Raw genomic sequence first — 25,962 nt, 5'->3', positions numbered from 1 at the left:
ATGCCGAAGAAGGCCGTCTGCGAGCCCAGCCCCACGAGCAGGTAATCGTACTCGACGGTGTCAGAATCGGCGAGGGCCACTTCCTGGGCGTCGGTGTCGATACCGACGACCTCGTCCTGAACGAACGAGGTCGAGGGCTGCTTGATTTCGTGGACGGGAATAGCGATGTTCTCCTGGACGCTCGGGTCCCGAATGCAGCGGTGGGACTCGTGCAAGACCAGGTGGTAATCCGTCTCAGAAATCCAGGTCACATCGACGTCTGTCACACCGTCTAGCTCGTCCTCTAAACTCTTGATTGCCCCCGCGCCAGCGTACCCCGCACCGAGCACGACCACGTTCTCTGTCATAGGCCATTCTCCGAAGTCATTAGATACAAACCCTTTGGAATCGGTCTACGGCTCCGCTGTTGTCCGCGCATGCTGGCTCACGGTCGTGACCCAGTCCCCTAAGTTTGCAGTCGCCTTCGGTCACCCTCCCGAGGTAAAACAGCACCTACCGTTCCGAAAGACGCCTCCTAATCACCTATTTACAGAGACAGTCTGTCCTTTCCGGTCGGCCAATCAAACAGAGGGAGGGGTAACCGGGAGCCGACAGACAGCACAACGGTTGTCCTGACCGTCAGGACTGTCCAGCACAGCGGTGGTCGGTCTCATTCGGCGCGGCCCACGTAACAGCGTTGTGCAGGAGCTTCTGGACGACCGGCCGGTGATACACTGGAAACGTCTCGTGGCCGGGTTGGAAGTAGAATATCCGTCCTGCATCACGATAGTAACAACACCCGCTGGGAAACACTGTGCCGTCGCCACACCAACTTACAGTCACCAGGGTGTCCGGTATCGGCAGGTCGAACCCCTTTCCGTAGATCTCGGCTCGTTCGAGTTCGAACTCCTCGGGAAGCCCGTCGGTAATTGGATGGCTCGATTCGACGACCCAGACGTGCTCGCGCTCGCCCTCCTCGCGCCAGCGCAGGGTGCCAGTCGTTCCCATGAGTGCCTCGAACGGCTTCGATTCGTGACTGGAGTGGAGCGGGATGAACCCCATTCCGTCACGGACAGCCTGCTCGACGCGGCTCGCAGTCGCATCGCTGACAGCATCGTGTGCGACATCTCCCCACCACAGTAACACGTCAGTTTCGGCGAGTACCTCCTCGGCTAGTCCGTTGGCAGGGTCATCGAGTGTCGCTGTCTGAACAGTGTGGCCGTACGAAGTAAGCATCTCAGCCAACGTCGTGTGGATCCCGTCGGGGTACATCGCATTGGCCGGGCCTGTCGCCCGTTCGTGCCGGTTTTCGTTCCACACGGTGACTGCAACCATACAAGAATACACTGAATAACCGGAGAAAAATATAATTACTCTCTCATGGCTGAGCTACCTGCACAGGGGTAGTTATTAGCCGGCCGCGGCCGAAATCCCGACAAGATATGAGTGATTCACCGGAGAAGCTCTCCGTCTGGTGTGCTGGCGAAGAGTGGTGTCCGATAACCACGACGGCGTCCCTCATCGGGAAGAAGTGGCACCCCGTCATCATCCACCGACTGCTTGATAACGGCCCGTCAGGATTTAACGAACTCAAAGAGAACGTCGACGGGATTTCTTCCAAAGTGCTCTCTGACAGCCTCGAAGACCTACAGGAGAAAGGGCTCGTCGACCGGGAAGTAATCAACGAACAACCGTTTCGCGTCAATTACTCGCTCACCGAACACGGGGAGTCACTTGAGTCCGTAATCACCGAAATGGCAGCGTGGGGCCAGACATACCTGCAGGAACCGACAGAGGCCGACGAGCCTACGGAGTAGGTCGTGCAGGCAATCGCTTTTGTTGCTGCCCGGCGAACATCCGTGTATGCCCGTTAATTCGGACGACGAACTCCGAGAGATCCTCGAACTGGACCGCGTCGCCGTCGTCGGGTGTTCGACCAGCCCCGGCAAGGACGCTCACGAGATCCCGAAGTACCTCAACGAACAGGGGTACGAGGTGATTCCGGTCAATCCCTTCGCAGACGAGATATTCGGACAGAAGGGCTACGACTCGCTGTCAGAGATTCCCGGCGAGATAGACATCATCGACGTGTTCAGGCCAAGCGACGAGGTCAGCGACATCGTTGACGCGGCCCTGGAACGGGACGACGACGCCGTCATCTGGCTCCAGCTCGGCATCCACGACGACGAGGCCGTCGAACGTGCCGAAGCGGCCGGCCGCCGCGTCGTCCAGGACCGCTGTATGAAGCCGACCCACCAGCAACTGATGGCCTGAACAGGCAGATAACGGCTGAATGCGGTTGACACAGCCGTCGCCCGTACGGTCAGTCTGTGTCTGGGCCACATCCGGAGTGTGCTGCCGTGGGAGCCAGAGGGTACTGGCTCGTCCGGGTGCTGTTCCACCGGGCGCTGGCGGTTATTTACCTGCCGGCGTTCCTCGTCGCGGCCACGCAGTTTCGGTGTCGATTCTGCGCTACGTCAGCCCGGTCAGCGAGGGCGATCTGCAACACGCCAGGGTCCGGGGTCGTCAGTTCGTGCCGTCCCTGCGCGCTGGCGGCGTCTTCGACATGACCTTCCCCCACTTCGAACGGTTATCGGCGACCTGTCGATAGGCCCGCTCGCGGAACCGCTCGTAGTCTTCGAACTGCCGGAAGAACGAGACCAGCGGCCGCGCCGGCTTGCCTATGTCAGTGTAGGTGAGCGCTGTCTCGATGGACTCCCCACAGGAGTACACCTCCTCCCCGGTCACCAGATGCGAGCAGGACTCGTAGTCGTCCGGAAGTCGCTCCAGCAGGTCGTCGTCGAGGTCGGAGAACCCGACGATTTCGAGGTCGGACCGCTCGTCGATGAAGTCCGCCCACCACGTACAGAAGCCGCAGTCGTCGTCGTAGACGAGTGTTGCGTCGCTCATATCCGACCTACGTACCCGAGGCACAAACACCTGTGGTTCAGCTGGCGGGAATTTACAGCCGATCACCACAGACACGGACATGAAGCGGTTCGTCAGACTGATTGTTGATCGTGGCCGGCGGGCTTGCCTTGGTGGTCGCGCTCTGGACGGTTTGGCTTGTGGCCTCGTTCTCGGCAGTCCGGTTCGGCGGGGTCGCGCTCACCCTTCTGGGACTGGCCGCCCTCGGAGTCGGTATCGGCCGGCAACTGTCGCTCAGTTAGTGACCGCGGCATGACTGTGACGCCAACTGTTTTGCCTGCCGCTCTCTTCAGAGCGCGTATGGACGAGGATGCAGTCGCCGAACTCATCGAGGAAGCGCTTCCGGAAGCACAGGCGACGGTCACCACACCGCGGGACCCCGACGACGACAAACACTACGCCGTACGCGTGGTGTCCCCGGCGTTCGAGGGAGAATCACTAGTCGACCAGCACCAGCTCGTCCACGACGCGCTGGGGGACCATCTCACCCGCGACATTCACGCTATCGAGCTGACGACACTGACGCCCGAGGAAGCCGAGTAGTCGAGCGTCCCGACGCTGTGGACTCGCTCGCCCCGTCGGTACGCCTTTATTGCCGACGCCGTTAGTGTGGGTATGGCATTCGAGCCCGAAGAACTCTCGCCCGAAGAGGTCACGGACCAAGTAGACAGCGTCATCGAGGACAACGAGGTCGTGCTGTTCATGAAAGGCAACGAGCTGATGCCACAGTGTGGCTACTCGAAGAAGGCCCTCGCACTACTGCAACAGCACCGCGACGACATCGAGACAGTGGACGTGCTCAAGGCAACCGACGCCTATCGTGAAGCCCTGGAGCGCCACAGCGACCGCGAGACTATCCCCCAAACGTTCGTCGACGGGGAGTTCATCGGCGGCAGCGACATCCTCGAACAGCTGGACGAGCGCGGCGAACTCGCGGAAAAAGTCGGCCAGTAAGCGCAGTCGGGAGTGGCGGCGGCGTTACTCCTCGTCCTCGTCTTTCATGTCGCCGAGTTTGTCGACGAGGTCGCTCGTGGTCGCCTCCGTCTCGAAGGAGACCGACCCGTCGTGGTCGTTCTCGTGGACCGCAACGCCCTCGCTGTCGTCTGCGTCTACGTCGTTGTCCTTCTGTTCGGATTCATCGTAGCTACCAAAGCCCATACAACTACAACTCGCAGTCCCACACTAAAATTCGCCGGTTCCTGCCGAGACACGACCATACAATGACATACCGAGACAAGCAAAGGTTCTTTACCGTGCTTGCACTCCCGCTAGATAACGGCAGTCGAGAGCCGTGGTTTTACCGACGGCTATCGGGCCTCCATCTCCAAACTTATGAGTTCCGCAGACGAGACACTTGATCGAATCAAAGCACAGGTCGAAGAAGAGACACCGGACGACATCGAAATCGAATCCGTCGCGTTCGAGGGACCGGAACTGGTTATTTACACGCCGGACGCGCAGACGGTCGCCAACCGCGACGGGATCGTCAGAAACCTCGCACAGACGCTGCGCAAACGTATCAACGTTCGCCCCACGCAGGAAGCCCTCGTCCCGCCGAACGAAGCCCGGGCTCGAATAACGCAGACGATTCCCGAGGATGCCGGCGTCCAGAACCTGGATTTCGACCGCCAGACCGGCGAAGTGTTCATCGAGGCGGAAAAGCCCGGCCGCGTCATCGGCCGCCACGGCGCGACCCTCGACGAAATCTCCGCTTCCGTCGGCTGGACCCCCGAAGTCGTTCGGACGCCGCCGATGGAGTCCTCGACGGTCTCGAACGTCCGGAACTACCTCAAGCAGGAACGGGAGGAACGACGGGACATCCTCCAGCGTGTCGGCCGCCAGATCAACCGACCCACCACGGCCGACGAGGACTGGGTCCGACTCACCACACTCGGCTGCTGCCGGGAGGTCGGGCGCGCGTCGTTCATCCTCTCGACGCCCGAGTCCCGTATCCTCATCGACTGCGGCGACAAGCCCGGCGCTGAGGGCGAAGTCCCGTATCTCCAGGCTCCCGAAGCGCTCGCGGCGGGTCCGAACTCCCTCGATGCCGTCGTCCTGACTCACGCCCACCTGGACCACTCCGCGCTCATCCCTATCCTGTTCAAATACGGCTACGACGGCCCGATCTACACGACCGCGCCGACGCGGGACCTGATGGGGCTGCTCCAACTGGACTACCTCGATGTGGCCTCCAAGGAGGGCCGCACCCCGCCTTACGAGAGCCAGCAGGTCCGGGACGCGCTCAAACACACGATTCCGCTTGAGTACGGCAACGTCACCGACATCGCGCCCGATATCAAGCTCACGATGCACAACGCCGGCCACATCCTCGGCGCGGCGGTGTGTCACTTCCACATCGGTGAAGGGCGGTACAACGTCGCCTTCTCCGGCGACATCCACTACGAGGACACCCGCCTACTCGACGGCGCTATCAACGACTTCCCGCGGGTAGAGACGCTCGTGCTGGAGTCGACCTACGGCGGGAAAAACGACTACCAGACCGATCAGGCCGACTCCGAGCGCGTCCTCAAAGACGTTATCAACACCGCCCACGAGAAGGGCGGCAAGATCCTGATTCCGGCCTTCGCCGTCGGCCGGTCCCAGGAGCTCATGCTCGTCCTCGAAGGGGCGATGCGCAGCGGCGACATCCCGACGATGCCGGTGTACTTGGACGGGATGATCCGCGAGGCGACGGCCATCCACACGGCGTATCCGGAGTACCTCCGCGAGGACCTCCGCCAGCGCATCCTGTACGAGGACGAGAACCCGTTCCTCGCCGAGCAGTTCGCGCAGGTCGATGGCGGCGAGGAGATGCGTCGGGACATTACCGACGACGACCCGGCGATCATTCTGACTACCTCCGGGATGGTCACCGGCGGCCCCGTGATGTCCTGGCTCCGCCTGCTGGGCAGCGACCCGGACAACACGATGGTGTTCGTCGGCTACCAGGCCGAGGGGACGCTGGGCCGCCAGATCCAGCGCGGCCAGGACGAAATCACGCTCGGCGATACGAGCGGCCCGCGCGCCGAGCGGGTCAGCCTCAAGATGGGCATCGAGACGGTCGACGGTTTCTCCGGGCACGCCGACCGGCAGGGACTCGAATCGTTCGTCGAAACGATGCATCCGCGGCCGGAGAAGATTCTCTGCGTCCACGGCGACGAATCCTCGACGAATCAGCTCTCCTCGGCGCTGTACCAGAACTTCAACATGCGGACCCACAATCCGAAGAACCTGGAAACGTTCAGGCTCTCCTGAGGCCGCTCACGTCATGTCTCTTCTGTGAGGTTTAGCCCGGAAAACAGCCGCGCCGAAATGACCTGCTCGACGATATCGACAAGCACGGTGTCGTCGCTCGTGTAATCGGCGAAGATGCCAAGCGGTATTTCGCCGCCGGCCATCTCGCGGTGGCCCCCTGCGCTCCCGACATCACCCAGCGAGTTGTGTAACACGTCCCCGATGTTGACCCGGGAGTCGGTCGAGCGGGCGCTGAGCTGGATGGTCTCCTCGACGATGCCGAAGACGATGGCCGTCTCGACGCCCTCAAGCGTCGCCAGGTAGTCGGCCGCCTGTGGCAGGGCGTCCCGCTCCGGCGTCCGGCCGACGTGAGAAATCAGCACCGACCCGCGGACCGTCCGGTTCCCGATGGCGTCCGCGATGGCGTCGACAGTTGCGCCGCTGACCGACGGCGAGGAGAGCTGTCGCAGTAGGGCCGAATCGGCTGTTTCTGTCAGAAATCCGGCCGCCCCGTACTCGTCCGGCGTCACACCGCGCAGGAACCCTAGCGTCTCACGTCGAATCGCGAACAGCAGTGCGGTCGCTAGGCGGTCGTCGAGTTCGATTTCGAGGTCCCGCAGATACTCGGTCAGTATCGTCGCCGTTGCCCCGATCTCTACCCGGTGGTCGACGAACCGAGCGGTGATGTCCTCGGCGGGGTGGTGGTCGATAACGATGTCGACCGAGACGTCCTCGGGGACCCGGTTGTTCACTCCCGGTTTCGAGTGGTCGACGAAAGCAAGGAGTTCCGAGGACGCCCGATCCGCCACGTCTTCCGGGTCGAACTCCTGGATGTCCATCTCCAGCAGATTGACGAACGAGCGGTTCTGCTGGTGTGAGATCTCGCCGCTGTAGAGGATGCGTCGCTCGTCGATGCCGACGGCGGCCGCGATACGGCCCAGGGTGAGCGCGCTGGCTAGACAGTCAGGGTCCGGGTTGTTGTGACAGACGATAGTGAGTGACTCCGCTTCTCCGAGCAAGTTTTCGAGTTCCGTTGCGGGGCGCATCTATCAGTCGACCCTTCGGGCTCCTGATACAAGCGTGTGGGGGCCGGCCGTCGAGTCACACCCGGGCGCGCAGTTGCTGGACGAGGACGCCGAGGGCGAACGCGAGACCGAGGTTGACGAGTACGCCGAGAACACCGATTGCCGCGACCACTACGAGGTCATCTGTTCTAGAAACGCCGGTCCAGCCCAGTTGGAGCGCGATTAGTACCAGAATGACCCCGAGTAGCGCCGTCGGGTAGGCCGCGATGACGCCGACGGCGAGGAACGCGGTCAAGACGTAGCCCGCGCCGAGAATCAGGTTCGCGCCGGGCGTTCTGGCCCCGAAGGCGTACTTTCCGGCGACGCCGCCGCTCCCGTGACACATCGGGAACGCACCGAAGGGGACCGCGACCAGATTCATCAGCCCCATGCTGTTCGAGAGTTGGTCCGCGGACACGTCCCGGTCGAAGTAGTCCGCAAGCAGGACTGACGTGGCGATGGCGGCGTTGCCGACCGTGACCGCAATCTGAGCGAGGACGGCCTCTGCCGTCTGGACCGACAGTGTCATGCTTGGAAGCATGAACATGGCGTCGACAGCGGGGACGGCCGGCGTCGGCACGCCGGTCTCCGCGAGGGCGAGGACGACGCCGAGGACGAAGACGGCGAAGGCGCTCTGCCCACTGTAGCCCAGAAGTGCGAAGACGGCCACAAGGCCGACGGCAACGGCCAGGAGTGTTGGGTCGCTGAGCCCGAGACCGATGCCCGTCTCTAGCAGGACCAGTGCGACGCCGAGTTGGACCCCCCGGACCACGGTGTCGTCGACGTACCGATTGACCGTCCCGAGCGACCGCGTGGTACCGAGTACGAGCAGGATGCCCGCCAGCAGGAGCCCCGCAACGACGAGTTCACCGGTGGAGATAGTCCCGGCGATGACCAGCGCGGCGAAGGCCTTCATCGGCTCGACCGATATCGGGACGCCGTAGTACAGCCCCCAGACGACCTGAAAAACGCCGAACCAGACCAGCATGACCGGGAGCGAGAGCTCCGTCAGCACGGCGACGGCCACGACGACCGGGAGCACCGTCGCGGAGTCCCCGACAGCGCCGGTGAGTTCGTTCCACGACAGTGAAATCGCGGTTCGGTCGCGGAACGGGAAACTCATTCTGGCCGGTCTTCACGATGGAAAAACAAGAGCGTTTGCCCGCGGCGACCGCTACTCCGAGTACTCGTAGGGCGCACGGTCCCCGTCGGTGTCGATGTACTCCTCGTTTATCTCCCACTCGCCGTCCTCGGTTTCGACCATGTACTCGCCGTAGTAGGGGACGCGGGTGTCGACCGTCTCGCGGAACGCGGCGCGCATCGACTCCTTTGTCGTGCCGATGTCCCGCAGGTCGTCGTTGCGGTTCAGACAGCCCTTGAGATAGCCGTCGTGGGTGAGCCGTACGCGGTGGCAGTTCGCACAGAAGTTCTCGTTGCCGACGGGGTCGACGATCTCGACCATGCCGCTGTTCTGGTTGTTGACTGGCTCCGTCTGAACGCCGCCGTCGGACGCGGCCAGCGAGGTGGTCGCGCCACTCCCTTCGACCGCCGCCTCGTTGCTGTGTATCCAGTAACGCCTGCGGTCGTGCATCTCGCGGTGTTCGACCGTGTCCGCGCGGTCTTCCAGCCAGTCGTGGACGCGGTCGATGTCGATGGCCCACTCCGGATGGCCGGCCAGTTCCGGCATGTACTCGATGAGCTGGAGCTGGAGCCCGGGGTTCTCGGCGACGTGGTCGACCATCTTCGGGACGTAGCCCGCAGTCGGCTCGAAGACGACCATGTTGAGCTTCACCGGCGCGAGGCCGGCGTCAAGCGCCGCTTCGACGCCTTCGAGGACGCGGTCGTAGGCCCCGCTCTGTGTCAGCTCGGCGAAGGCCTCGCTGTCGAGCGCGTCCTGGGAGACGTTGACCCGCTCAAGGCCCGCGTCGACGAGGTCCGGGGCGCGGCCGGGGAGGAAGGTGCCGTTGGTCGTCATCGACACCTCCATCTCGTCGGGGGCGCGCCGGACGATTTCCTCCAGGTCCTCCCGGAGCATCGGCTCCCCGCCCGTGAACTTCACCGAGTCGACGCCGAACTCGGCGGCGACTTCGAGGAAGGCCACGATGGTGTCGGCAGTGAGTTCGTCGTCCTGTGCCTCCATCGGGCCCCGTGTGTCGCCCAGCCCCTCGTTGTGGCAGTAGACGCAGTCGAAGTTACACCGGTCGGTAAGGGAGACGCGGACACCGGAGACCTCGCGACCGAAGTCGTCTTCGAGCATTTCCTTGCTAACTGTTCACAGCACAACCTCTTAAATGACGTGACTGGTCCGGTTCCGTTATCGTGCGCACCAGGGTAACGGTTAATCCGACTACTGCCGTGTAGTGCGTATGGACATCGTCGACGCGCTGGACGCGCAGCACGGGACCACCTGCCTTGTCGGCGCTGGGGGGAAGAAGACGACGATGGCAACGCTCGCACGTCGCCTCGACCACGCTGTCGTCTCTGCGACGGTCCGGATTCCGATTTTCGACGGCTGGGTCGAGAACGTTGTCGTGACGGAAACCCCGCGGGAAGCAATCGAGGATGCGACTGCGTGGCCGCTGGGCGTCGTCCCGACACAGGAGCGGCCGGACCGCTACCGCGGCTACGACCCGGAAACTGTCGCCGACTTGACCGACATCGACCACCCGGTTCTGGTGAAAGCCGACGGCGCGCGGATGCGGGAGTTCAAAGCGCCGAGCGACCGCGAGCCACAGCTACCCCCGACGGCGTCGACGGTCGTGCCTATCGCAAGCGCCCACGTCGTCGGCGAACCGCTGACCGACGACCTCGTCCATCGCGTCAACGAAGTAGCCGCGATTACCGGGCTCGACCCCGGCGACGAGATTCGACCGCGAGATGTCGCCGCGGTCCTCGCCAGCGGCCGCGGCGGGCTGAAAGACGTCCCCGCCGGCGCGACAGCGATTCCATTGCTCAACATGGTCGACGACGCTGACCTCGAAGCGAGCGCGCGGGCCGTCGCCGAGGCGATTCACGACCGCGCCGACGTGCCACGCGTGGTGCTCGCGGAAATGCGAGCCGACGACCCGCTGGTGGCAGTCGTCTGAGACGAGCCGACACCGGCCCCGTTCGTTCAAAACTGTTCGGCCGCGGCCTCGAACTCCTCGCGGGTGTTGAGGTTCTCGAACGTCTCTAGCGTGGTGTGTTCGAGCACGTCCTCGCGCTCGACGACGACGTAATCGAGGTCGAAGACGGGTTCGACGACCTTGTGCTCGCCGCGTTCCAGCGCTCGCCGGCAGGCCGCCCGCATCGCCTCGGCGTGGTACACCGCCTGTGTCGTCTGGAACCACTCGTCCGGTCGCGGCACTGCGGCCTCGTGGGACGCCGCCCGCTCGAACAAATAGTCGACAAAGCCCGGGTCGACGAAGGGCATATCGCACGCGACCACGGCGGCGTACTCGCTGTCGACGGCCTCCAGCCCGGTCGCGATGCCCGCCATCGGCCCCTGGTCCGGGTCCGCATCGAGTGCGAACGTCGGGTCGAGTGTATGGCCCGACAGCGCCGCGTCGATAGCCTCGACCTGGTCCTCGCGGCAGTTCACGACGAGGTCGTCGACGACCTGTCCCAGTCGGTCGGCGACGCGGCGAATCATCGGTGTCCCCGCGAGGTCGGCGACGGCCTTGTCGCTGTCGCCGAACCGCGTCGACCGGCCGCCCGAGACGATGACTCCTGCGCGCATACCCCGACTTCTCGGGTCTGAGGGAAAGGTGCTTCGCGCTGTGGGTAATCCTTTAGTCGACAGCCGGCAGAGTGTGGGGTGATGACAGTGGCCAACCGGGACCGGATGCTCTACGTCGATCTGTCGTCGGCGTCGGTCGAGAGCCGTCCGGTCCCCGAGGCCTGGCGTCGCCAGTTCGTGGGCGGCAAGGGACTCGGCGCTCGGTATCTGTACGACGAACTCGACGCCGGCACCGACCCGCTGGGTCCCGAGAACGTCCTGCTTTTCATGCTCGGCCCTGTTTCCGGGCTGTTGCCGGGCGAGACGCGCTACGCGGCGGTCACGAAGTCGCCGCTGACCGGCGGCTTCCTCGACTCCTACGCGGGCGGGACGTTCCCGGACACGCTGGCTGGCGCACTGCAGGACCACATCGGGATTCTGGTCACCGGTCGCGCCCAAGAGCCGGTCAAGCTCGTCGTGGAGGACGACGGCGCGACCGTCGAACCTGCTGAGACGTGGGGCAAGGACACGGCCAAAACCGACGCGGCGTTCCCCGACGGGGCGGTGGCGTGCATCGGCCCGGCGGGCGAGCAGGGCGTCGCGTTCGCGACCATCGCCTCCGACGGCGGCGAACACCACGCCGGCCGGGGCGGTGCCGGGGCCGTGATGGGTGCAAAACGATTGAAAGCAGTCGTCGTCCGCGGCGACCCGCCGACGGATCTCGCGGAGCTACGGGAACAGTACGCAACCCGATATCGCGAGGGCGACACCGGGCAGTGGCTCCACGCCAGCGGCACCGTCGAGACGGTCGATTTCGCCAACGAGGTCGGCGCGCTCTCGACGCATGGCTGGGAGGACGGCCAGTTCGAGGGGGCCGACGGCGTCGGCATCGAGGCCGTGCAGGAACTCGCCGCGGGTCGGGAGTACGACGACGACGGGAGCCCCGGCGGCTTCCGCGTCGAGACGGAGAACGGCGAAACCGTCCCGCGCGGGGCGACGGCGATGAGTCTCGGGGCCGGCCTGGGAATCGACGACTTCGACGCCGTGGCGGCGCTTGGCGAGACCTGCAACCGGCTGGGGCTCGATCTCATCAGCGCCGGGAGCGCCGTCGCGTGGGCGATCAAAGCTGGCGACGCCGGCCTGCTCGACGAGTCGCTCGATTACGGGAGTCCCGACGACGCGCGGGCGCTCCTCAAAGAGATCGTCGCACGGGAGACGACGCTCGGCGACGCCCTGGCCGACGGCGTCGATGCGGCCTCGGCCCGGCTGGGCGGGGACGACCTCCTGCCGACGGTCAAGGCCATGGAACTGCCGGCGTACGACCCCCGCGGCGCACGGAGCATGGCGCTGGCGTACGCAACCAGCGACCGCGGGGCCTGTCACCGGCGGGCGCTCCCCATCGAGCGGGAAGCCTTCGACGGCGACTGGAGCCCCGAGCGGGCGGCCGCGGCCGTCATCCGCGAACAGGACCAGCGCTCGGTGCTGTGGTGTCTCGTCGTCGATGACTTCGTCGGCGACGCCTTCGAGGACCTCGGCGCGGAGTGGCTCGACGCTGTCGGCCTAGATACGGATGGCGACCTCGCGACAGTCGGCGAGCGGGTGTGGAATCTGACGCGCCTGTTCAACGTCCGCGAAGGCGTTTCCCGAGCCGACGACGAACTTCCGGCGAAGCTGCAGGAACCGCTCGACTCTGGCCCGAACGCTGGCGCGGCAATCGACGCCGAGTCGTTCGACGCGATGCTCGACGAGTACTACAGTCAGCGCGGCTGGGACGCCGACGGCCGGCCCACATCCGAGACAATCGAGCGACTCGGCCTCGCGGACGCCGTCGACCAATCGACACTACCAGCGGACACGACACTCGGAGAATGACAGACGAAATCGACCTCGACGAACTCGACGTACAGGACGACGAGGAGACGCCGAACCGGGGCGACTGGTTCTGGAGTGGTGAGGGCGACCCAGAGGACGAACCCGACCCCGGAGCGACTGGGACCGCATCGGTGCGGCCCGACAGCAACGCCGAGGCTGAGAGTCCCGGCGCGGCCGCAGGAACGGGTCCTGCTTCGGACACTGGTGTCGGAGGGAACGGCGGAGATACCGCCAGCGCGGACCCCGGAGGCCAGGCGGTCCCTCACGTCCCGCGGGAAAACAAGGACAAGCCGGTCGGCATCCCGACGGACAGCGGCGGCGCGGGCGGCGCGGCCGCGACCGACACGGACCCGGCCTCGAACGTCGCCGAGGACCCCGCTGCCGGCGAGGAACCCGTCGAAGCGAGCGGTCCCCACGGCGGCGGCATCGACGACATGACGATGGCCGTAACCTACGACGCGGCCCGGCAGTTCGCCGACCCGCAACTGGTCTTCCGCGAGGCGCGGGCGTGGGCCGACTGGGTTGGTATCGTCGGCGACGTGGAGGCGTTCGTCATCAACAAGTTCCAGCGTGACCACGGCATCGACGCCGACTTCTTCAGCGGCGCGGGTCAGGAACCGGCCGAACGCCTCGCCGACATCGACGAGCACTCGATGTTCTACGCCGAGCGGATGGTCCTCGTCGGCCGTCCGGACGACGAGCCCATCGCCGACCGGACGGGCTGGGAGTTTATCCCGCTCGCCGACGCCGCCGAGAAGGCGGAGTGGGAACTCGCTGACGAGTAACGCCCTATATTTATAATGCTTGCTGGTCATTGTCATACACGAACGACAATGACACTCCGAACCGCGGTCCAGCAGTCGAAGATACTCACGTTCGTGGTATTGGGTGCGTTCGTCTGGCTGTTACTGACACTGGTCGAAGTACTGTCGACCATCGACTTCGCGACCGGAACAGCGACGTTCGTCGGTCAGAACGCGCTGGGCGGCATCGCCGGGGTACTGGTGTTGGCCATCGTGCTCGGCGCGCTCGTGGTCCTGTACTCCGAGATAACCGAGTCGGACCCGGCCCCACAGTCGTGGCCCCCGTCCGAAGAATGACGTACTACAGTTGCGAGGAATGCGGCCAGATGATCGACCTCTCGGCGTTCGAGGGGCAGCCGCGCCGACAGAACTGTCCGGTGTGTGAGGAGACGACGCTGTGGACGCCCGAGTTCGAAGGCGAGGGGGTGTCGTTTTGACGCTCGTCTTCGAGGTAAGCGACCGCCTGTACGAGGCGGCCCAGGAATGGGCCGACCGGCGGTTAGAGGACATCGACGCGGCGATGGAAACGAAGGTCGAGCAGGCGCTGCTGGAGATTGAACACCTCGTCTCACAGTCCCACGACGTGGCGTTCGAGGTTGACGGCCGCGAGGTACAGTACGAACCGACAGAGGAACTGGCCGCGTTGCTCAGCCGACAGGCCGAGGAGAGCGGCCTCGACGAGAGCGCGGTCCTGAAGATGCACGTCGACCTCTACGCGAACGCGTTCCTCGACGAAGTCACGGACGAGCAGAAACCGCCGGGAACGCCGTCTGAGTGACGGCACCAAAACTTAAGCCCGGTCACTACGACAGATGATATACAATGGCACACGAAGAGAGTGAGTGGAAGCCGAAGGGTGCGACAGAGACGTTCAACGACTTCGAGGTCTGGGACCACGGCGTCTGGCCGGGCGACGTGAACCAGAACGACACGACGACGGACGACGACGAGGAGTGAGCCGCTGCCGACGTCAGGTCTCGCACTGTTTTCGTGGCCCCTCCCTATACGCGAGCGACAGCTACGGGGCCGGGAAGGCCCGTTTGTCACGCGGCGGGACGTAGAAGTTCGAGCGTGACGCAACCTCGATAAATTCCAGCAGGCCGTTGTTCTGTCGGTCCCGGAGGTCTTCGTGCTCTTCTCGGAGCCACCAGCCGTTCATCGCGTCCCGAACTTCCTCGAAGTCCCGCGGGCGTTCCTGTAGAGACAGGAAGTGAATCCCGGCCTGGCCGCCGTCAATCGTGTTGAAGTCCCGCCGGAGGACAATCGGCTCCCCGTCCTTGCGGGCGCGGGCCACCTTCTCGAAGTGGCCGACCTCGCCCTCTGTACTCGCGTGCTCGCGGACCATGTCGGCGAAGGGGAGGGCACCTCTGTCGATGTCCTCCGGGGAGAACTCCGCCGAGAACAGTCGCTTGACGCGGTCGGACTGGGCGAGTTCCCACCAGTTGTCGAAGGCCTCGTTGATTCGCGAGAGGTGTATCGTCGTCCCGCCGGCGTAGGGGCCGTCGTCGATGGTGACGCGGTCCTCGCTGGCCTGCGTCCCGGCCCGGCCGGCGAAAAAGCCCGAGAACATATACGACTCCTCGGGGATGTCGGCGGGGACGCCCTCCGCGTCGGCGTGGGCCGCCGGAAGCCCCTCGCCGATGAAGCCGCCGCGGCGGTCGGCGACGGAGAACACGTCGCCGAGTCGACCCTGAATCTCCGCGTCCGCGAGCGTCGGCCGCGTGTCGAACATCGCCGATTCGGCGGCCGCGAGGTTCGAGGGAACGTCGCTCGCAAGGACGAGCATCGCGTCGAAGGACTGCAGGTCGGGGTCGTCCGTCCGGGAGAGGACCCGCGGGCTGCGTATCGGAGACGAATCGAGCGACCCGTAGGTGTCGAAGTAGTTCGTCCCCCAGCAGAGCATATGCAGGAGTCCTGCACTGTTGAACTCGTAGGCGTCTTCCAGTGTTCGCATCGCTAGCTCGACAGTCTCCGCGGCAGAATCCGACGGTGGCCCGTCGAGGTCGAGCATGAACAGTCGGAAATGACGTGGCAACAGGTCGTTGCCGGCGGCGTCGCTCCGGAGGCGCTCGTTCCAGGCGTGTTGCCGTATCGGGAGTGCGTCGGCCCGCGGGTTCGGGTCGAGGTCACCCGTCGGCGACTCCGCTTGCCCGGCCAGCAGTGACGAACAGCCGCTGAGACCGGCCGCTCCGGTGAGTGCGGAGAGTCGAAGCAGCAGCCCTCGGCGCGAACTCATGGTATGGTATCACAAGTGTAGGGCTACGCGGAGAAAAACGTTGTCTCAAGCGAACAGGTCGCAACGGTTTTTTACTTGCCAGTCCGTACCACATTCCATGTTAACCATACTCATCCACTCGGAATCGGGACTCAACCTCCCGTTTCCACCCGATATGGGCGCGGCGGTCCTCGGTGTCGGGCTGGTCGTCCTCGCCGTCATCACGTACGATATCTATCAGCGGCACTGGACCGGGGAGGGTACCTGATGGCCACCGAACAATCGAACTCCCGGCTGACCGCTGTCTCGCTCCTCGGATATCTCCGAATTCTGGTCTACACTCTCGCTACGCTGCTGGCGCTGTCACTGCTTGTCGTCGGAACGATCGGCCTCATCGCTGAGCTCAAGGGGAGCTGGCACTGGGAGATCCACCTCAAATCGACTATCAGCTACATCGGCCTGTTCGTCAGTCGGCTGCTGGTCGTTCTCGTCCCGCTATTCGTGGTCCTCGTCGTCGGTCGGCGGGTGGTGCCCGATGCGTGAGCGACTGCGTGCGAACCCCTTCGGCGTCGTCGCGGCGGCCTCGGTCACGCTCCTCTGCGTGTTGGTCGCGGGCGCGGGAGCCGTCGCGGTCATCGCACGCTCGGTCAACTCCTGGCGGTCGCTCTTTTTTATGGAACAGGCGATGGCGTTCCTGCTGCCCGCGGTGAAGGTCCTGCTGGTCGTCGGCCTCATCGCAAGCATGGGGCTCGTGCTCCGAATCCGGTAGCCGCCCTGCTAGCCGATCTGGGCGACGATCTCGTCCTCGAAGCGGACCAGCCCCTCACAGATGAGCGCCGCCGCGAGGAACAGCCCCTCGTCGGCCTCCTCGCGCATCTCGTCGGTCAAATCGACGACCCACTCGCTGAGGTGTTGCTCGATGAACACCCGCTCGTAGCGGACAGTTTCCTCGTCGCCCTCGCGCTGGCGCTCGATGAGATACCGCAGGAACGCCAGCTCGACGGCGACGAAGTCGTTCTCTTCGGGGTAGTCCTCGGGGGGTGACCAGCCTGCCGCGCCGTAGCTGGCATCGACTTCGGCCAGCCCCTCGCCGATGAACTCCGTGTCCTCGCGGTAGTTGGTCTCGTGGGGCAACACCGGCGGTCGCGGGCCGACGAGCAGGTTCGTGTACTCCCGTTCGAGCTCGTCCTGCACCGCCGAAACCGACCGGCCGGCGTTCTCGTCGATCCACGCCGCAAGCATCTCGAAGCCCTCGTCGAGCTGGTCGTTGATGGAGTCCTCTGGCAGCTGAATCTCGCCGCTCAACAGCCGCTCGACGAACGCTTCCTCGGGCACGTCCCAGAACACGTCGATGACGAAGTCCACCAGTTCGAGGCGGGCCTCGTAGACGGCCGCGTCGTTCATCGTTTCTCCCCCTGGTCGAACAGCAGGCGACTCCGACAGTCGCTACAGTACTCGAAGACGCTGTGGTCGGCGTCGGGGGCCAGCCCCTCGACCTGGTCGCCGACTTCCTCCTCGATCTTGTCCGCGGAGGCGACGCTGGTGAACGGTTTCCCACAGCGGACGCATTCCAGCATATCGCCTTCGTGGACGGTCGTCCAGGCCTCGCCGTCGCGGTTCTCGGGGAGCAGCGAGAGGTCCAGCCCGTCGTGCATCGTGATCGCGGTCTCCGGACAGCCTTCCTCACAGAGGCCGCAGTTCACGCAGTCCGCGTGGTTGAACGCCAGTTCGCCCTCGCCGGTCCGCTTGATGGCGTCGGTCGGACAGAGGTTCGTACAGGTCGGCGTCAGCGTACACGCGTCGTTCACGTCCATGACGCCGAAGTCCTTCAGCCCGCGAACCACCTCGCGTTCGGGCTCGACGTGGTCGAGGATGGTCCGAACGCTCTCCAGGGTCCAGCCGTGGGAATCGAAATCGGGGTTCGGACGAGGTTCCTCGCGGTCCGTATCACTGCGGCCGGTCGCCTCATAGTCGCCGGCCGGAATCGGCGTCTCGTCCAGGCCGAACTCGACGAACCCGGACAGCGACTCGACGAAGGCTTCGGGGTTGCCGGCCTCCGGAGCGAAGAAGCCCACTCGGTCGCCCAAGCCCAGGTCGGTCGTCGCCTGATTCAGCCGGTCGACCAGGTCCTGCTTGGGGTCCGGACCGGAGTGGAGGCAGGAGCCCCCACAGCCGACGATGGCGACGCCGTCCGCGCCGGCCGCGAGCGCGTGCATGACGTGGGCCTCGCCGACGGTGTCCGTGCAGTTGACCTGGACCGGGAGAATGGGTGGGTAGTCGAGGTCGCCCGACCGGACAGCCTTGCGACCGTGTGCCCGGAGGCGCTCCATCGCGTACTCCGAGCAGACGAAGGCGACGACCTGCGTGTCGATACCCGCGCTGTCGCCTCGTGAGAGCAAGCCCTCGTCCGCACCGTCCTCCAGCAGCGCCTCGACCTCGCGGGCGAGCCGTCGGTTCGAGGGCTCGCGGAGCTGTGTCGCGCCCGTCGGACAGGAACTCGTACAGGCCCCGCAGTTCTCGCAGGCTACCTCGTCGAACTCGACGGAGTCGATGGTCGGCCGGTCGACCGCGCCGTGGGGGCAGGCGTCCACGCAGGCCGTACACCCCTCCTGGCTAGATGCCCCGGCCGCACAGACGTCCATATCCAGGTCGAGGAACTGCGGCTTCTCGATGCCGCCCAGTTGCGATTCGACGGCGGCGATGGTCCCGGCGTCGACTGGCCCGGTGTAGAAACCAAGCCGGCCGCCGCGGGCGTTGTCGCGGCCGCCGGGATAGATGACCTGGTCGACTTCGACAGTGCGGGTAACGCCGTCCAGGTCGATGGCGTCGGTCGGGCAGGTGTTCGTCCACTCGCCGTCAGGCGCGTCCGGATGGATGTCGACGGGGAACTCCGTCACCATTCCGTCAGGCCCCTCTCGAACGCAGTCCATGCAGTCGATGCAGTCGTCGGTGACGCGGGCTTCCAGCGTGAGTTCGTACTCGCCGTAGGAGCCATCGATGTCGACGACGCGCCCGCGCTCCATCGTCACGTCGCCGAGCCCGTCCACGTCCGCGAAGTCCCGCCCGTCCGCGATGAACGTCACGTCGGCCTCGTCGGTCAGTGACCGTGCGGCTCCGGGATCACCGACGACGGCGACACGGTCACCGGCGTCTTTCGACACCGTCCGCGACGGCGCTTCCTCGCGGAGACCGGCCCGCTTTGCATTGATCAGGCGGGCCGTCTTGTCGGTGGCCGCGGCCTCGTCGTGGACCCAAGCGTTGCTCTCCCGGTGGTCGACGAACACCGATGCTTCGGGGTGGAGGTCGTGTTCGTCGGCGAGCCCGCGAATGCGGTCCTGACACGACGGTTCCGGTGTCGTCGCGATGACCTGATCGAGATCGTACTCCTCGATGACCTGTGACATCCCGGCCAGGCCGTCCTGACAGAGCAGTTCGGAGCTGGCCACCACATCGACATCGTCGACACCGTCTCGTACCGCTTCGAGGTCGATATCACACGATCCCCCACAGGAACACACAAAGGCACCTGTATTCATTAATGATGCAAAATCATGTCCCGCTAATAGACCTTGCGGAGTGTTCACACATCAATTCGTGAATTCAACCCCCAAAATTTTGGTCGGGCAAAAAATTACAGGAATTATCATGGCAAAATATGACATCTTTTATCATGGATGACAGTGAATTAGTGGCACGTCTAGACAGACAATGACAAACCAAATTTCGTGGCAAACACGGACAGCATCGGTAATGGGTGGGCACCATTCACCATGAGTACACAACAGGAACCAGTCTCACTGGATCTCGACCGGCGCTCGTTCATGAAGGCGAGCGCCCTCGCGGGCGGGGTCGCCCTCGGCGTCAGCGGCGCTGGTCGGGCGCTTCAGGAGGACGGCGAGGAAACGGACGGGACAGACACGGACACCGAACTGACCAAGACGATCTGTAACTACTGTTCGGTGGGCTGTGGCTTCCGTGGTGAGAAGGAGGGCAACTCCTTCGTCGGCATGGAGCCGTGGCATGAACACCCGATAAATGCCGGGTCGTTGTGTTCGAAAGGGGCCGGCATCTACGAGACCGAACATTCCGAGAAGCGTCTCAAACACCCGATGATACAGGAGGACGGGGAGTGGCGCAAACTCGGCTGGAACGAGGCCTACGACCGTCTGGCAACGGACATCCGGGCGCTGTGGCCGGATGACGATACCCCCCCGAGCGAGGCTGTCGACGTCGACGCGGAACACAGTCGCGAGAGCGTGATGCTGCTGGGCAGCGCCCACCACTCCAACGAGGAGGCCTACGCCATCCGAAAGCTGGCGGCGTTCATGGGCACGAACAACATCGACCACCAGGCACGTATCTGTCACTCCACGACGGTGACGGGACTGGCGAACACCTGGGGCTATGGCGCGATGACCAACACCGTTCAGGACTACCGGAACTTCGACCTGAACATCATCATCGGCCAGAACCCCGCCGAGGCACACCCGATTGCGATGCAGCACATCCTCGAAGGGCAGAAACGCGGCGGAACCATCCTCAATCTGGACCCGCGGTTCACGAAGACGTCGGCCCACGCCGACGAGTTCATGCGGTTCCGTCCGGGCACCGACGTGGCCCTGATGATGGGTATCATCAAGGAACTCCGCGACAAGCACGGACTCGCGATGGACCCCGACGCGGACGATTCGGGGCAGAACATGCTCACTGACCGCGTCCAGGGCTGGGAGGACGTCGACGCCGAACTCGACGAGTACGACAAGGAGACGGTCGAGGAAATTACCTGGGTGTCCGCCGAGGACATCGAGCGCATCGCCGACATGATCGACGAGGCCCGGCCACACGTCCAGATCGAGTGGGCGATGGGTGGGACCCAGCACAACAACGGGACCCAGAACATCCGCTCGTATGCGATGGCGAGCCTCGCCTCCGGGAGTGCGGCCCGGAGCGGCGGCGGCCTCCAGGTGATGCGCGGACACGCGAACGTCCAGGGGGCGACCGATCTCGCGGTCGCGAGCCACATCCTGCCGGGGTATTACGGCCTCACAGCCGGCGGCTGGTCGTGGTGGGCCGAAATCTGGGACAAGACGCCAGAAACCAGCGGCTCCACCTCGTTTGCGGACCTGTACAACCGGTTCGAGCTGATGCCGCCGGACAAGTACGTCCGCCAGAGCCCGGTGTACGAAGGCAACGAGGACGCGAACTCGCTCCCGCCGAACACCGACCACGGCCCGGAGAACCCGGCGGAGAACTCGATGATGTTCCAGAACGGGCTGACGGTGGCCCGCTGGTTCGAGTCGGCGCTCGATAAGGCAGACCGCTATCAGGAAACGCCGATCTACCAGCCCGACCAGACGAAAATTGCGTTCTTCTGGGGGCACTCGGCGAACTCCATCAGCGAGATGGAGCAGATGAAAGAGGGGATGGAGAACCTCGACCTGCTGGTCGTTGTCGACGTGTTCCCCTCGGTCGCCAGCGTCCTGCCGGACTACGAGGACGGACCGCCGGTGTTGCTACTGCCGGCGTCCAGCCAGTACGAGCACCACCGGTCGCTGACCAACACGAACCGGTCGGTGCAGTGGTCCGAACCCGTCCGCTCGCCGGCCCACAACTCCAAGCCGGACCTCCAGATCATGCAGGAACTGGCCGGCTATCTGGATTTCGGCGAGCACTTCGACTGGGGCGCGGGCTCGGAGCTGTACAACGGGAAGTCGAGCTACGAGGGCGTCGTCCGCGAGTTCAACCTCGGGACCAACACTATCGGCTACCGCCAGACCCCCGAACGGCTCCAGCAACACCTGGAGTACGACTGGGCGTTCTCCAACGAGGACCTCAAAGGGGCCGAGGGGACGCCGGTCGCGGGCGAGTACTGGATGCTCCCCTGGCCCTGCTGGGGTGAGGACCATCCGGGCACCCCCATCATCTGGAACGACGACTTGGACCCAAACAACGGGGGGCAGGACTTCCGGACCCGCTGGGGCGTCTCGGCACCGACCCCGGAGGACTGGGACGCGATGCCGACGGACGACGAGTACCCGATGCAGAACACGCTCGACGCCGTCGGCGACCGATACGAGAGCCAGGAGGAGGCGCTGGACCTGACCCGGGCACCGTACAACCCCGAGTGGGCCGACGACGACGACACTGCTGCAGACGGCATGATTCACGGCATCCCGGAGTATCCGGGCTGGAAGGTGACGCCGCCACAGAGCCTCGTGGACCCCGAACAGGAGGTTCAGCCGGACGAGCTCACCATCCCGCAGCAGTACGCACTCGATAACCAGGAGTCGGTGTACACCGCCGCGCAGGCGCTGAACGACCCTGAAACCGGGAGTTCGGTGTTCGACGAGTACCTCGAAACGATGATCGGACAGGGGGTCGACCCCGAGTTCTACGAGGAGTACGATTACAACCAGCCCGACGCGCCGACCGGACGCGGCCGAGCGCGGGCCGTCGTCTGGAGTTTCCTCGACAAGGTACCGGTCCACCGCGAACCCATCGAAGGGCCGGACACGGAACTGCTGAACGAGTGGCCGGCCAACGGCCAGCAACGGAACTTCTATCGGCTCGACCAGAACAACCTCGAAGAGCAGGAACAGGCCACGAACATCATCCACAATCAGGACGACGGGCCTGATCTGGACATGATCATGACCAGCGGTCGGCAGGTCGAACACCAGGGCGGTGGTGCGGAGACGCGGAACAACATCCACACCGCCGACCTCCAGCCGCATATGTACGCTGAGATAACGCCGAACAAGGCGGAGGAACTCGGCGTCGACGGCGGCGACCTCGTCGTCATCTCCTCGACGGACCGCGGCTCCGTGCTGGTGAAAGCCCGCGTGACGGACCGGCCGAACGACCAGGAAGTGTTCCTGCCCTACCACTGGGGCGGCGTGTTCAAAGGCGAGAGTCTGGAGGACAAGTACCCCGACGGCCACGTTCCCTACGCCATCGGGGACTCAGCCAACGCTATCACGTCCCGCGGCTACGACGTGGAAACCCAGATGCAGGAGACGAAGGTGTCGATGGTCGCGGTCAACCCGGCGACGCCGGCGGTGCTTGACCAGTACAACATCGACGTGGACCTCGATCTCACGTTCCCGCAAGACGAGAACGACGTCGGGACACAGAAGGACTTCGACGTCCGCGACAACTCGACGGTGAAATGAGGTGAGCTAGTATGTCAACAGGCAACGAAGTGATGCACGACGGCGTGATGAGTACCGGCGAGGACGCGAGGATCTTCCCGGACGTCGAAGCGTGTATCGACTGTGGCGGGTGTGTCGTCTCCTGTAAACGAACGTGGGACGTCCCACGGGACGAACAGCGAATCAGTATCGCGACGATGCTCGAAGGCCAGGAGGCCGCGTCGGGGCTCAACGCCAGCAGCGGCAAGGCGATGGAACAGGGTGAGTCACCCGGCGAGACCGCGGTGCCGATGCAGTGTTATCACTGCGAAAACGCGCCGTGTGTCTCGGTGTGTCCGACCGATTCGCTCATCTCGAAGGAGAACGGCTTCGTCCGGGTCCGGGACGACCTCTGTATCGGGTGTCAGTACTGCCTCTCGGCGTGTCCCTTCGGCGCGCCGCAGTTCCCGAACGAGGACGAGGGCGTCGCGAACCTCGTCGGCAGCGGTGGCAACATGGACAAGTGTACCATGTGCGAGGAACGCCAGGACGTCGGCAAGGGGCCGGCCTGCGCCGAGGAGTGTGCCACTGACGCCATTCTGGTCGGGACGCCCGCCCAGATATCGGACGAACTGGACAACAGGGACAGCGGCACGTTCTTCAACGACGTGGCCATGGACATCATCTTTGGCGAGGACGCCAGTGAGTTCCAATGACTGACAGGGACGACCTTCCGGAGGTGAACGGGTATAGCCGCGTCTCGGTGCTCATCAGCACGGTCGTCGGCCTCGTGGTCGCGGGGCTGGCGCTGTTCTGGGCACAGGGATTCAGGATCGGCTACGAGTCGCTGTACCGGGTCAATCCAAGCGTCGAGGGCGGCGGTATCGGCTCGGACTGGGTGTTCGGCAACACCATCCCCGCGCTCGACTTCCTCATCGCGCTCATCCACGCGGCCGACGTCATCCTGGGTGCGTTCATCCTCGTGATGGTGTTCATCCACTGGGCGGCGTTCCAGCGGCTGGCCGACCAGATGCGTGAGCCGGGCGAGGACGTCAGCGAGGCCGTCGCGGCCGACGGTGGCTCGCCGAACAGTGGTGACAGACAGGGGGGTGACGGCGCATGAGCAATCTCGACCACGGGAAGTTCACGCGCGTGACGACCCTGTTCCACTCGCTGCTGGGGCTGGACGTGTTCCTGCTGTTTTTCACCGGCTACGCCATCATGTTCAACGACGAACTGTGGTGGATGCTCACGCTGATGGGCGGGGCCTCGGGTGTGACGGCGATCCACCGTATTACCGGCATCGGGCTGATTGCGCTCGTCGTTTTCTGGATCACGCTCCAGATTATCTCCTCGACCGGCCGGAGCAACTTCTCGAAGATTCTCCCCGCGAAGGATGACATCGACGCGTTCATCCAGGACATCCAGTTCGTGCTGGGCCGGGCCGACGAACGCCACCCGAGCGCGCGACAGTTCGCCGGCTACAAGGCCGACGAGGTCCCGCTGCTGTCCTACATCGGCAAGGGCGTCGTGTTCATCTTCTCCATCGAGCTGACCCTGCTTGCGATTTCGGGCCTGCTCATCTGGAGCAAGACCGGACTCGCCGCGATGTTCCAGACCAAGGCGGCCGCGATGGCCTTCGTCACGTTCCACGGCCTGCTGGGCGTCATCATGCTGATGGGAGTCATGTTCCACATCTTCGAGCACGGGATGCATCCCGCCTTCTACCCCGTCGAGACGAAGGCGTTTATTCCTCGAAGCATGGTGCCAGAACACCACGGCGACGACGAGGAGCCGGACACCACGGGCATCGAACGGCTCTCGCTGTCCCCGTCCTGGCGAACTGTCTCGACCATCTTCGGTGCGATGACCGTCATCGGCATCGTCTCGGTGCTCATCGGGAGCATCTTCGACGAGGGCTATCCGGTGCCGCGTGAGCTCGCAATCGGCGGCGGGCCGGCGAGCATCCTGTTGACTATCGGTATCAACCTCGGCATGGTCGTCCTCGGTGTCGGGCTCGTGCTGTCGATGTACGGGAACGTCCTGCGCATCCGCTGGGAACAGCAGTTAGAGGAAGAGCGGGAACCGCCGGCCGCGGCCGACGGGGGCGAACCCCAGACTGACGGCGGCCAGCCGAACACTGACGACGCTGCGTCCGAGAACTGAATCGCCCGTGCGCCGTTTTTTGCCGTGCGACTACGCGATCAGTGCCTGTCCTTCGGGCGATAGCTCGACGTCGACGTCCTGCCGGGTCTGTTCCTGAATCTGATTCAGGTTCCGAGTCAGGACCTGGAGGATGTCTTTCGGTTCCGGGTAGACGAGCATGTTGCCGTCGCCGTCTTCCATGACCAGTTGTGTATCCGAGAGTGCAACCTGGTCACCCTCGATGCTGGCGACGATGACGTCCAGCGCCTCCGCGCCGCCGGGGTCGCCTTCCGTCACCTTCGTGATATAGAGCGCATCCAGTCCGATGAGGTCCTTGTACTCGCGGACCTGTTCGGCGCAGGCGACCATATCCTGTGTCACAGCCGTCTTTTCGGCGTTGCCGTGATCCCCCTCGTGGCAGTGTTTACAGATTCGGAGTTCGAGACGCATGCCCCTGTCTATGTGATTGGCTCTCATTATCGTTGTGGAGGGCGCGCTCAACCACTAGTGTTTACTGTACCGCTGTGAAATGGTATCATATGGCATCAGCGCTCAACGCGGTGTATCTGGCACTGGTCGTAGTCGTCGGCGTCGTCGGAACGCTTTTCGTCGCAAGTATCAGGTCCGCCGACGTGCGGTCCCGGTGGCTCGAACTGTCATCGATCGGGATCGTGGTACTGTTCCTGCTGTCCCTGGGCGTCCAGTTCCTCGCGTAACCGTACCCGATTGCCGGGAGACACTGCCGAAGCGATAGCCATCGTTGTGTCTCTGCCAAGCAAGATCCATCGACGGATGGCTCGAACTCTAGCTCAGTACCGGCAAATATAATCCAATCTACCCAAACTTATGAATATATTTTCCTCTATCTATTTTTCAGGCACTGAATTAGCGCTAT

33 protein-coding genes are annotated in these 25,962 nt (G+C 64.2%); 20 read left to right on the top strand and 13 right to left on the bottom strand.

Features of this window, described 5'->3' with window-relative positions:
- Both VI234_RS03895 and VI234_RS03890 read right to left on the bottom strand, forming a co-directional pair.
- On the bottom strand, positions 1-347 hold a 347-nt coding region (locus VI234_RS03895; protein WP_336329288.1), incomplete at its 3' end, for an FAD-dependent oxidoreductase.
- A gap of 271 nt (positions 348-618) precedes the next feature.
- The gene (locus tag VI234_RS03890; RefSeq protein WP_008313289.1) at positions 619-1,314 is read right to left on the bottom strand and encodes a ThuA domain-containing protein; all 696 of its coding nucleotides are present in this window, start codon (positions 1,312-1,314) and stop codon (positions 619-621) included.
- Positions 1,315-1,421: 107 nt separating this feature from the next.
- On the opposite strand from VI234_RS03890, the gene VI234_RS03885 reads away from it, so the two are divergent.
- Together VI234_RS03885 and VI234_RS03880 are read left to right on the top strand one after the other, a co-directional pair.
- Complete coding sequence (locus VI234_RS03885; RefSeq protein WP_008313286.1) at positions 1,422-1,796, top strand: winged helix-turn-helix transcriptional regulator; 375 nt, start codon at positions 1,422-1,424, stop codon at positions 1,794-1,796.
- Between the two features lie 46 nt (positions 1,797-1,842).
- On the top strand, positions 1,843-2,253 hold the full coding sequence (locus tag VI234_RS03880; protein ID WP_336329287.1) for a CoA-binding protein: 411 nt from the start codon (positions 1,843-1,845) through the stop codon (positions 2,251-2,253).
- A 252-nt stretch (positions 2,254-2,505) separates the two neighbouring features.
- On the opposite strand, the gene VI234_RS03875 is transcribed toward VI234_RS03880, so the two are convergent.
- Together VI234_RS03875 and VI234_RS03870 are read right to left on the bottom strand one after the other, a co-directional pair.
- Entirely contained in the window at positions 2,506-2,889 is a 384-nt protein-coding gene (locus tag VI234_RS03875; protein ID WP_008313281.1) for a thiol-disulfide oxidoreductase DCC family protein, read from the bottom strand.
- Positions 2,890-2,981: 92 nt separating this feature from the next.
- On the bottom strand, positions 2,982-3,134 hold the full coding sequence (locus tag VI234_RS03870; protein ID WP_161606638.1) for a hypothetical protein: 153 nt from the start codon (positions 3,132-3,134) through the stop codon (positions 2,982-2,984).
- A 73-nt stretch (positions 3,135-3,207) separates the two neighbouring features.
- On the opposite strand from VI234_RS03870, the gene VI234_RS03865 reads away from it, so the two are divergent.
- Together VI234_RS03865 and VI234_RS03860 are read left to right on the top strand one after the other, a co-directional pair.
- The gene (locus tag VI234_RS03865; protein WP_004516243.1) at positions 3,208-3,450 is read left to right on the top strand and encodes a BolA/IbaG family iron-sulfur metabolism protein; all 243 of its coding nucleotides are present in this window, start codon (positions 3,208-3,210) and stop codon (positions 3,448-3,450) included.
- 72 nt (positions 3,451-3,522) lie between these two features.
- The gene (locus VI234_RS03860) at positions 3,523-3,861 is read left to right on the top strand and encodes a glutaredoxin family protein (RefSeq protein WP_008313275.1); all 339 of its coding nucleotides are present in this window, start codon (positions 3,523-3,525) and stop codon (positions 3,859-3,861) included.
- Positions 3,862-3,885: 24 nt separating this feature from the next.
- Here VI234_RS03860 and VI234_RS03855 read toward each other — a convergent pair whose 3' ends face one another.
- A complete protein-coding gene (locus VI234_RS03855) occupies positions 3,886-4,065 on the bottom strand; it encodes a DUF5786 family protein (protein WP_004516241.1) in 180 nt (59 codons plus the stop codon).
- 174 nt (positions 4,066-4,239) lie between these two features.
- Here VI234_RS03855 and VI234_RS03850 point away from each other — a divergent pair, with 174 nt between their 5' ends.
- Positions 4,240-6,162, top strand: a complete 1,923-nt coding sequence (locus VI234_RS03850) for a beta-CASP ribonuclease aCPSF1 (protein ID WP_336329286.1) — start codon at positions 4,240-4,242, stop codon at positions 6,160-6,162.
- Between the two features lie 11 nt (positions 6,163-6,173).
- Here the strand turns inward: VI234_RS03850 and VI234_RS03845 are convergent, their stop codons facing one another.
- From VI234_RS03845 to moaA, 3 genes are read right to left on the bottom strand one after another with little or no spacing between them, the layout of a single operon-like run.
- Positions 6,174-7,187 (bottom strand): DHH family phosphoesterase, encoded by a 1,014-nt coding sequence (locus VI234_RS03845; RefSeq protein WP_336329285.1) that lies wholly within the window; start codon positions 7,185-7,187, stop codon positions 6,174-6,176.
- Positions 7,188-7,242: 55 nt separating this feature from the next.
- Entirely contained in the window at positions 7,243-8,328 is a 1,086-nt protein-coding gene (locus VI234_RS03840; protein WP_336329284.1) for a putative sulfate/molybdate transporter, read from the bottom strand.
- Between the two features lie 51 nt (positions 8,329-8,379).
- Complete coding sequence (gene moaA, locus VI234_RS03835) at positions 8,380-9,462, bottom strand: GTP 3',8-cyclase MoaA (RefSeq protein ID WP_008313265.1); 1,083 nt, start codon at positions 9,460-9,462, stop codon at positions 8,380-8,382.
- A gap of 109 nt (positions 9,463-9,571) precedes the next feature.
- Here moaA and yqeC point away from each other — a divergent pair, with 109 nt between their 5' ends.
- Entirely contained in the window at positions 9,572-10,291 is a 720-nt protein-coding gene (yqeC, locus tag VI234_RS03830) for a selenium cofactor biosynthesis protein YqeC (protein WP_008313263.1), read from the top strand.
- 26 nt (positions 10,292-10,317) lie between these two features.
- On the opposite strand, the gene VI234_RS03825 is transcribed toward yqeC, so the two are convergent.
- Complete coding sequence (locus tag VI234_RS03825) at positions 10,318-10,923, bottom strand: molybdenum cofactor guanylyltransferase (RefSeq protein WP_008313262.1); 606 nt, start codon at positions 10,921-10,923, stop codon at positions 10,318-10,320.
- A gap of 78 nt (positions 10,924-11,001) precedes the next feature.
- Between VI234_RS03825 and VI234_RS03820 the strand changes: the two genes are divergently transcribed.
- The 6 genes from VI234_RS03820 to VI234_RS03795 are packed head-to-tail and all read left to right on the top strand — an operon-like array spanning position 11,002 to position 14,534.
- Positions 11,002-12,774: an aldehyde ferredoxin oxidoreductase family protein gene (locus tag VI234_RS03820; protein WP_336329283.1), complete on the top strand. Its 1,773-nt coding sequence runs from the start codon at positions 11,002-11,004 to the stop codon at positions 12,772-12,774.
- The gene (locus VI234_RS03815; protein WP_008313258.1) at positions 12,771-13,559 is read left to right on the top strand and encodes a DUF7124 domain-containing protein; all 789 of its coding nucleotides are present in this window, start codon (positions 12,771-12,773) and stop codon (positions 13,557-13,559) included. The genes VI234_RS03820 and VI234_RS03815 overlap by 4 nt, the downstream gene beginning before the upstream one ends.
- 48 nt (positions 13,560-13,607) lie before the next feature.
- On the top strand, positions 13,608-13,874 hold the full coding sequence (locus tag VI234_RS03810; RefSeq protein ID WP_336329282.1) for a hypothetical protein: 267 nt from the start codon (positions 13,608-13,610) through the stop codon (positions 13,872-13,874).
- Entirely contained in the window at positions 13,871-14,014 is a 144-nt protein-coding gene (locus VI234_RS03805; RefSeq protein ID WP_004591875.1) for a hypothetical protein, read from the top strand. The genes VI234_RS03810 and VI234_RS03805 overlap by 4 nt, the downstream gene beginning before the upstream one ends.
- Entirely contained in the window at positions 14,011-14,355 is a 345-nt protein-coding gene (locus tag VI234_RS03800) for a hypothetical protein (protein WP_336329281.1), read from the top strand. The genes VI234_RS03805 and VI234_RS03800 overlap by 4 nt, the downstream gene beginning before the upstream one ends.
- Before the next feature lie 44 nt (positions 14,356-14,399).
- Positions 14,400-14,534, top strand: coding sequence for a hypothetical protein (locus VI234_RS03795; RefSeq protein ID WP_008313251.1), 135 nt, complete (start codon positions 14,400-14,402; stop codon positions 14,532-14,534).
- 61 nt (positions 14,535-14,595) lie between these two features.
- On the opposite strand, the gene VI234_RS03790 is transcribed toward VI234_RS03795, so the two are convergent.
- Complete coding sequence (locus VI234_RS03790) at positions 14,596-15,813, bottom strand: DUF7405 family protein (protein WP_336329280.1); 1,218 nt, start codon at positions 15,811-15,813, stop codon at positions 14,596-14,598.
- A 97-nt stretch (positions 15,814-15,910) separates the two neighbouring features.
- On the opposite strand from VI234_RS03790, the gene VI234_RS03785 reads away from it, so the two are divergent.
- The 3 genes from VI234_RS03785 to VI234_RS03775 are packed head-to-tail and all read left to right on the top strand — an operon-like array spanning position 15,911 to position 16,561.
- Positions 15,911-16,060 carry a hypothetical protein gene (locus VI234_RS03785; RefSeq protein ID WP_336329279.1) on the top strand — a complete coding sequence of 50 codons (150 nt, stop codon included), beginning with the start codon at positions 15,911-15,913 and terminating at the stop codon, positions 16,058-16,060.
- The gene (locus VI234_RS03780) at positions 16,060-16,335 is read left to right on the top strand and encodes a hypothetical protein (protein WP_336329278.1); all 276 of its coding nucleotides are present in this window, start codon (positions 16,060-16,062) and stop codon (positions 16,333-16,335) included. Before VI234_RS03785 ends, VI234_RS03780 begins: the two co-directional genes overlap by 1 nt.
- Positions 16,328-16,561 carry a hypothetical protein gene (locus VI234_RS03775; protein ID WP_336329277.1) on the top strand — a complete coding sequence of 78 codons (234 nt, stop codon included), beginning with the start codon at positions 16,328-16,330 and terminating at the stop codon, positions 16,559-16,561. The genes VI234_RS03780 and VI234_RS03775 overlap by 8 nt, the downstream gene beginning before the upstream one ends.
- An 8-nt stretch (positions 16,562-16,569) precedes the next feature.
- Here VI234_RS03775 and VI234_RS03770 read toward each other — a convergent pair whose 3' ends face one another.
- Positions 16,570-17,196 carry a TorD/DmsD family molecular chaperone gene (locus tag VI234_RS03770; protein ID WP_336329276.1) on the bottom strand — a complete coding sequence of 209 codons (627 nt, stop codon included), beginning with the start codon at positions 17,194-17,196 and terminating at the stop codon, positions 16,570-16,572.
- On the bottom strand, positions 17,193-19,328 hold the full coding sequence (locus tag VI234_RS03765; RefSeq protein ID WP_336329275.1) for a 4Fe-4S dicluster domain-containing protein: 2,136 nt from the start codon (positions 19,326-19,328) through the stop codon (positions 17,193-17,195). Before VI234_RS03765 ends, VI234_RS03770 begins: the two co-directional genes overlap by 4 nt.
- Positions 19,329-19,562: 234 nt before the next feature.
- Between VI234_RS03765 and VI234_RS03760 the strand changes: the two genes are divergently transcribed.
- From VI234_RS03760 to VI234_RS03745, 4 genes are read left to right on the top strand one after another with little or no spacing between them, the layout of a single operon-like run.
- Entirely contained in the window at positions 19,563-22,964 is a 3,402-nt protein-coding gene (locus VI234_RS03760; protein WP_336329274.1) for a formate dehydrogenase subunit alpha, read from the top strand.
- 11 nt (positions 22,965-22,975) lie between these two features.
- A complete protein-coding gene (locus VI234_RS03755; RefSeq protein ID WP_151145890.1) occupies positions 22,976-23,638 on the top strand; it encodes a 4Fe-4S dicluster domain-containing protein in 663 nt (220 codons plus the stop codon).
- Entirely contained in the window at positions 23,635-24,045 is a 411-nt protein-coding gene (locus VI234_RS03750) for a hypothetical protein (protein ID WP_008313242.1), read from the top strand. Before VI234_RS03755 ends, VI234_RS03750 begins: the two co-directional genes overlap by 4 nt.
- Positions 24,042-25,088 carry a cytochrome b/b6 domain-containing protein gene (locus VI234_RS03745; protein ID WP_336329273.1) on the top strand — a complete coding sequence of 349 codons (1,047 nt, stop codon included), beginning with the start codon at positions 24,042-24,044 and terminating at the stop codon, positions 25,086-25,088. Before VI234_RS03750 ends, VI234_RS03745 begins: the two co-directional genes overlap by 4 nt.
- Before the next feature lie 30 nt (positions 25,089-25,118).
- Here VI234_RS03745 and VI234_RS03740 read toward each other — a convergent pair whose 3' ends face one another.
- Entirely contained in the window at positions 25,119-25,517 is a 399-nt protein-coding gene (locus VI234_RS03740; RefSeq protein WP_008313240.1) for a hypothetical protein, read from the bottom strand.
- 89 nt (positions 25,518-25,606) lie between these two features.
- Here VI234_RS03740 and VI234_RS03735 point away from each other — a divergent pair, with 89 nt between their 5' ends.
- Positions 25,607-25,783, top strand: a complete 177-nt coding sequence (locus tag VI234_RS03735; RefSeq protein ID WP_008313239.1) for a hypothetical protein — start codon at positions 25,607-25,609, stop codon at positions 25,781-25,783.
- Positions 25,784-25,962 lie beyond the last annotated feature (179 nt).

The sequence above is a fragment of the Haloarcula sp. CGMCC 1.2071 genome (genome assembly GCF_037078445.1).
Taxonomy (GTDB): Archaea; Halobacteriota; Halobacteria; order Halobacteriales; family Haloarculaceae; genus Haloarcula; species Haloarcula amylolytica.
This window is presented reverse-complemented; position numbering and strand designations above follow the sequence as displayed.

Coding starts and splice junctions, on each gene's coding strand:
- VI234_RS03890 (WP_008313289.1), bottom strand. CDS start 1,314: ATGGTTGCAGTCACCGTGTGGAACGAAAACCGGCACGAACGGGCGACA.
- VI234_RS03885 (WP_008313286.1), top strand. CDS start 1,422: ATGAGTGATTCACCGGAGAAGCTCTCCGTCTGGTGTGCTGGCGAAGAG.
- VI234_RS03880 (WP_336329287.1), top strand. CDS start 1,843: ATGCCCGTTAATTCGGACGACGAACTCCGAGAGATCCTCGAACTGGAC.
- VI234_RS03875 (WP_008313281.1), bottom strand. CDS start 2,889: ATGAGCGACGCAACACTCGTCTACGACGACGACTGCGGCTTCTGTACG.
- VI234_RS03865 (WP_004516243.1), top strand. CDS start 3,208: ATGGACGAGGATGCAGTCGCCGAACTCATCGAGGAAGCGCTTCCGGAA.
- VI234_RS03860 (WP_008313275.1), top strand. CDS start 3,523: ATGGCATTCGAGCCCGAAGAACTCTCGCCCGAAGAGGTCACGGACCAA.
- VI234_RS03855 (WP_004516241.1), bottom strand. CDS start 4,065: ATGGGCTTTGGTAGCTACGATGAATCCGAACAGAAGGACAACGACGTA.
- VI234_RS03850 (WP_336329286.1), top strand. CDS start 4,240: ATGAGTTCCGCAGACGAGACACTTGATCGAATCAAAGCACAGGTCGAA.
- VI234_RS03845 (WP_336329285.1), bottom strand. CDS start 7,187: ATGCGCCCCGCAACGGAACTCGAAAACTTGCTCGGAGAAGCGGAGTCA.
- VI234_RS03840 (WP_336329284.1), bottom strand. CDS start 8,328: ATGAGTTTCCCGTTCCGCGACCGAACCGCGATTTCACTGTCGTGGAAC.
- moaA (WP_008313265.1), bottom strand. CDS start 9,462: ATGCTCGAAGACGACTTCGGTCGCGAGGTCTCCGGTGTCCGCGTCTCC.
- yqeC (WP_008313263.1), top strand. CDS start 9,572: ATGGACATCGTCGACGCGCTGGACGCGCAGCACGGGACCACCTGCCTT.
- VI234_RS03825 (WP_008313262.1), bottom strand. CDS start 10,923: ATGCGCGCAGGAGTCATCGTCTCGGGCGGCCGGTCGACGCGGTTCGGC.
- VI234_RS03815 (WP_008313258.1), top strand. CDS start 12,771: ATGACAGACGAAATCGACCTCGACGAACTCGACGTACAGGACGACGAG.
- VI234_RS03810 (WP_336329282.1), top strand. CDS start 13,608: ATGACACTCCGAACCGCGGTCCAGCAGTCGAAGATACTCACGTTCGTG.
- VI234_RS03805 (WP_004591875.1), top strand. CDS start 13,871: ATGACGTACTACAGTTGCGAGGAATGCGGCCAGATGATCGACCTCTCG.
- VI234_RS03795 (WP_008313251.1), top strand. CDS start 14,400: ATGGCACACGAAGAGAGTGAGTGGAAGCCGAAGGGTGCGACAGAGACG.
- VI234_RS03790 (WP_336329280.1), bottom strand. CDS start 15,813: ATGAGTTCGCGCCGAGGGCTGCTGCTTCGACTCTCCGCACTCACCGGA.
- VI234_RS03785 (WP_336329279.1), top strand. CDS start 15,911: ATGTTAACCATACTCATCCACTCGGAATCGGGACTCAACCTCCCGTTT.
- VI234_RS03780 (WP_336329278.1), top strand. CDS start 16,060: ATGGCCACCGAACAATCGAACTCCCGGCTGACCGCTGTCTCGCTCCTC.
- VI234_RS03775 (WP_336329277.1), top strand. CDS start 16,328: ATGCGTGAGCGACTGCGTGCGAACCCCTTCGGCGTCGTCGCGGCGGCC.
- VI234_RS03770 (WP_336329276.1), bottom strand. CDS start 17,196: ATGAACGACGCGGCCGTCTACGAGGCCCGCCTCGAACTGGTGGACTTC.
- VI234_RS03765 (WP_336329275.1), bottom strand. CDS start 19,328: ATGAATACAGGTGCCTTTGTGTGTTCCTGTGGGGGATCGTGTGATATC.
- VI234_RS03760 (WP_336329274.1), top strand. CDS start 19,563: ATGAGTACACAACAGGAACCAGTCTCACTGGATCTCGACCGGCGCTCG.
- VI234_RS03755 (WP_151145890.1), top strand. CDS start 22,976: ATGTCAACAGGCAACGAAGTGATGCACGACGGCGTGATGAGTACCGGC.
- VI234_RS03750 (WP_008313242.1), top strand. CDS start 23,635: ATGACTGACAGGGACGACCTTCCGGAGGTGAACGGGTATAGCCGCGTC.
- VI234_RS03745 (WP_336329273.1), top strand. CDS start 24,042: ATGAGCAATCTCGACCACGGGAAGTTCACGCGCGTGACGACCCTGTTC.
- VI234_RS03740 (WP_008313240.1), bottom strand. CDS start 25,517: ATGCGTCTCGAACTCCGAATCTGTAAACACTGCCACGAGGGGGATCAC.
- VI234_RS03735 (WP_008313239.1), top strand. CDS start 25,607: ATGGCATCAGCGCTCAACGCGGTGTATCTGGCACTGGTCGTAGTCGTC.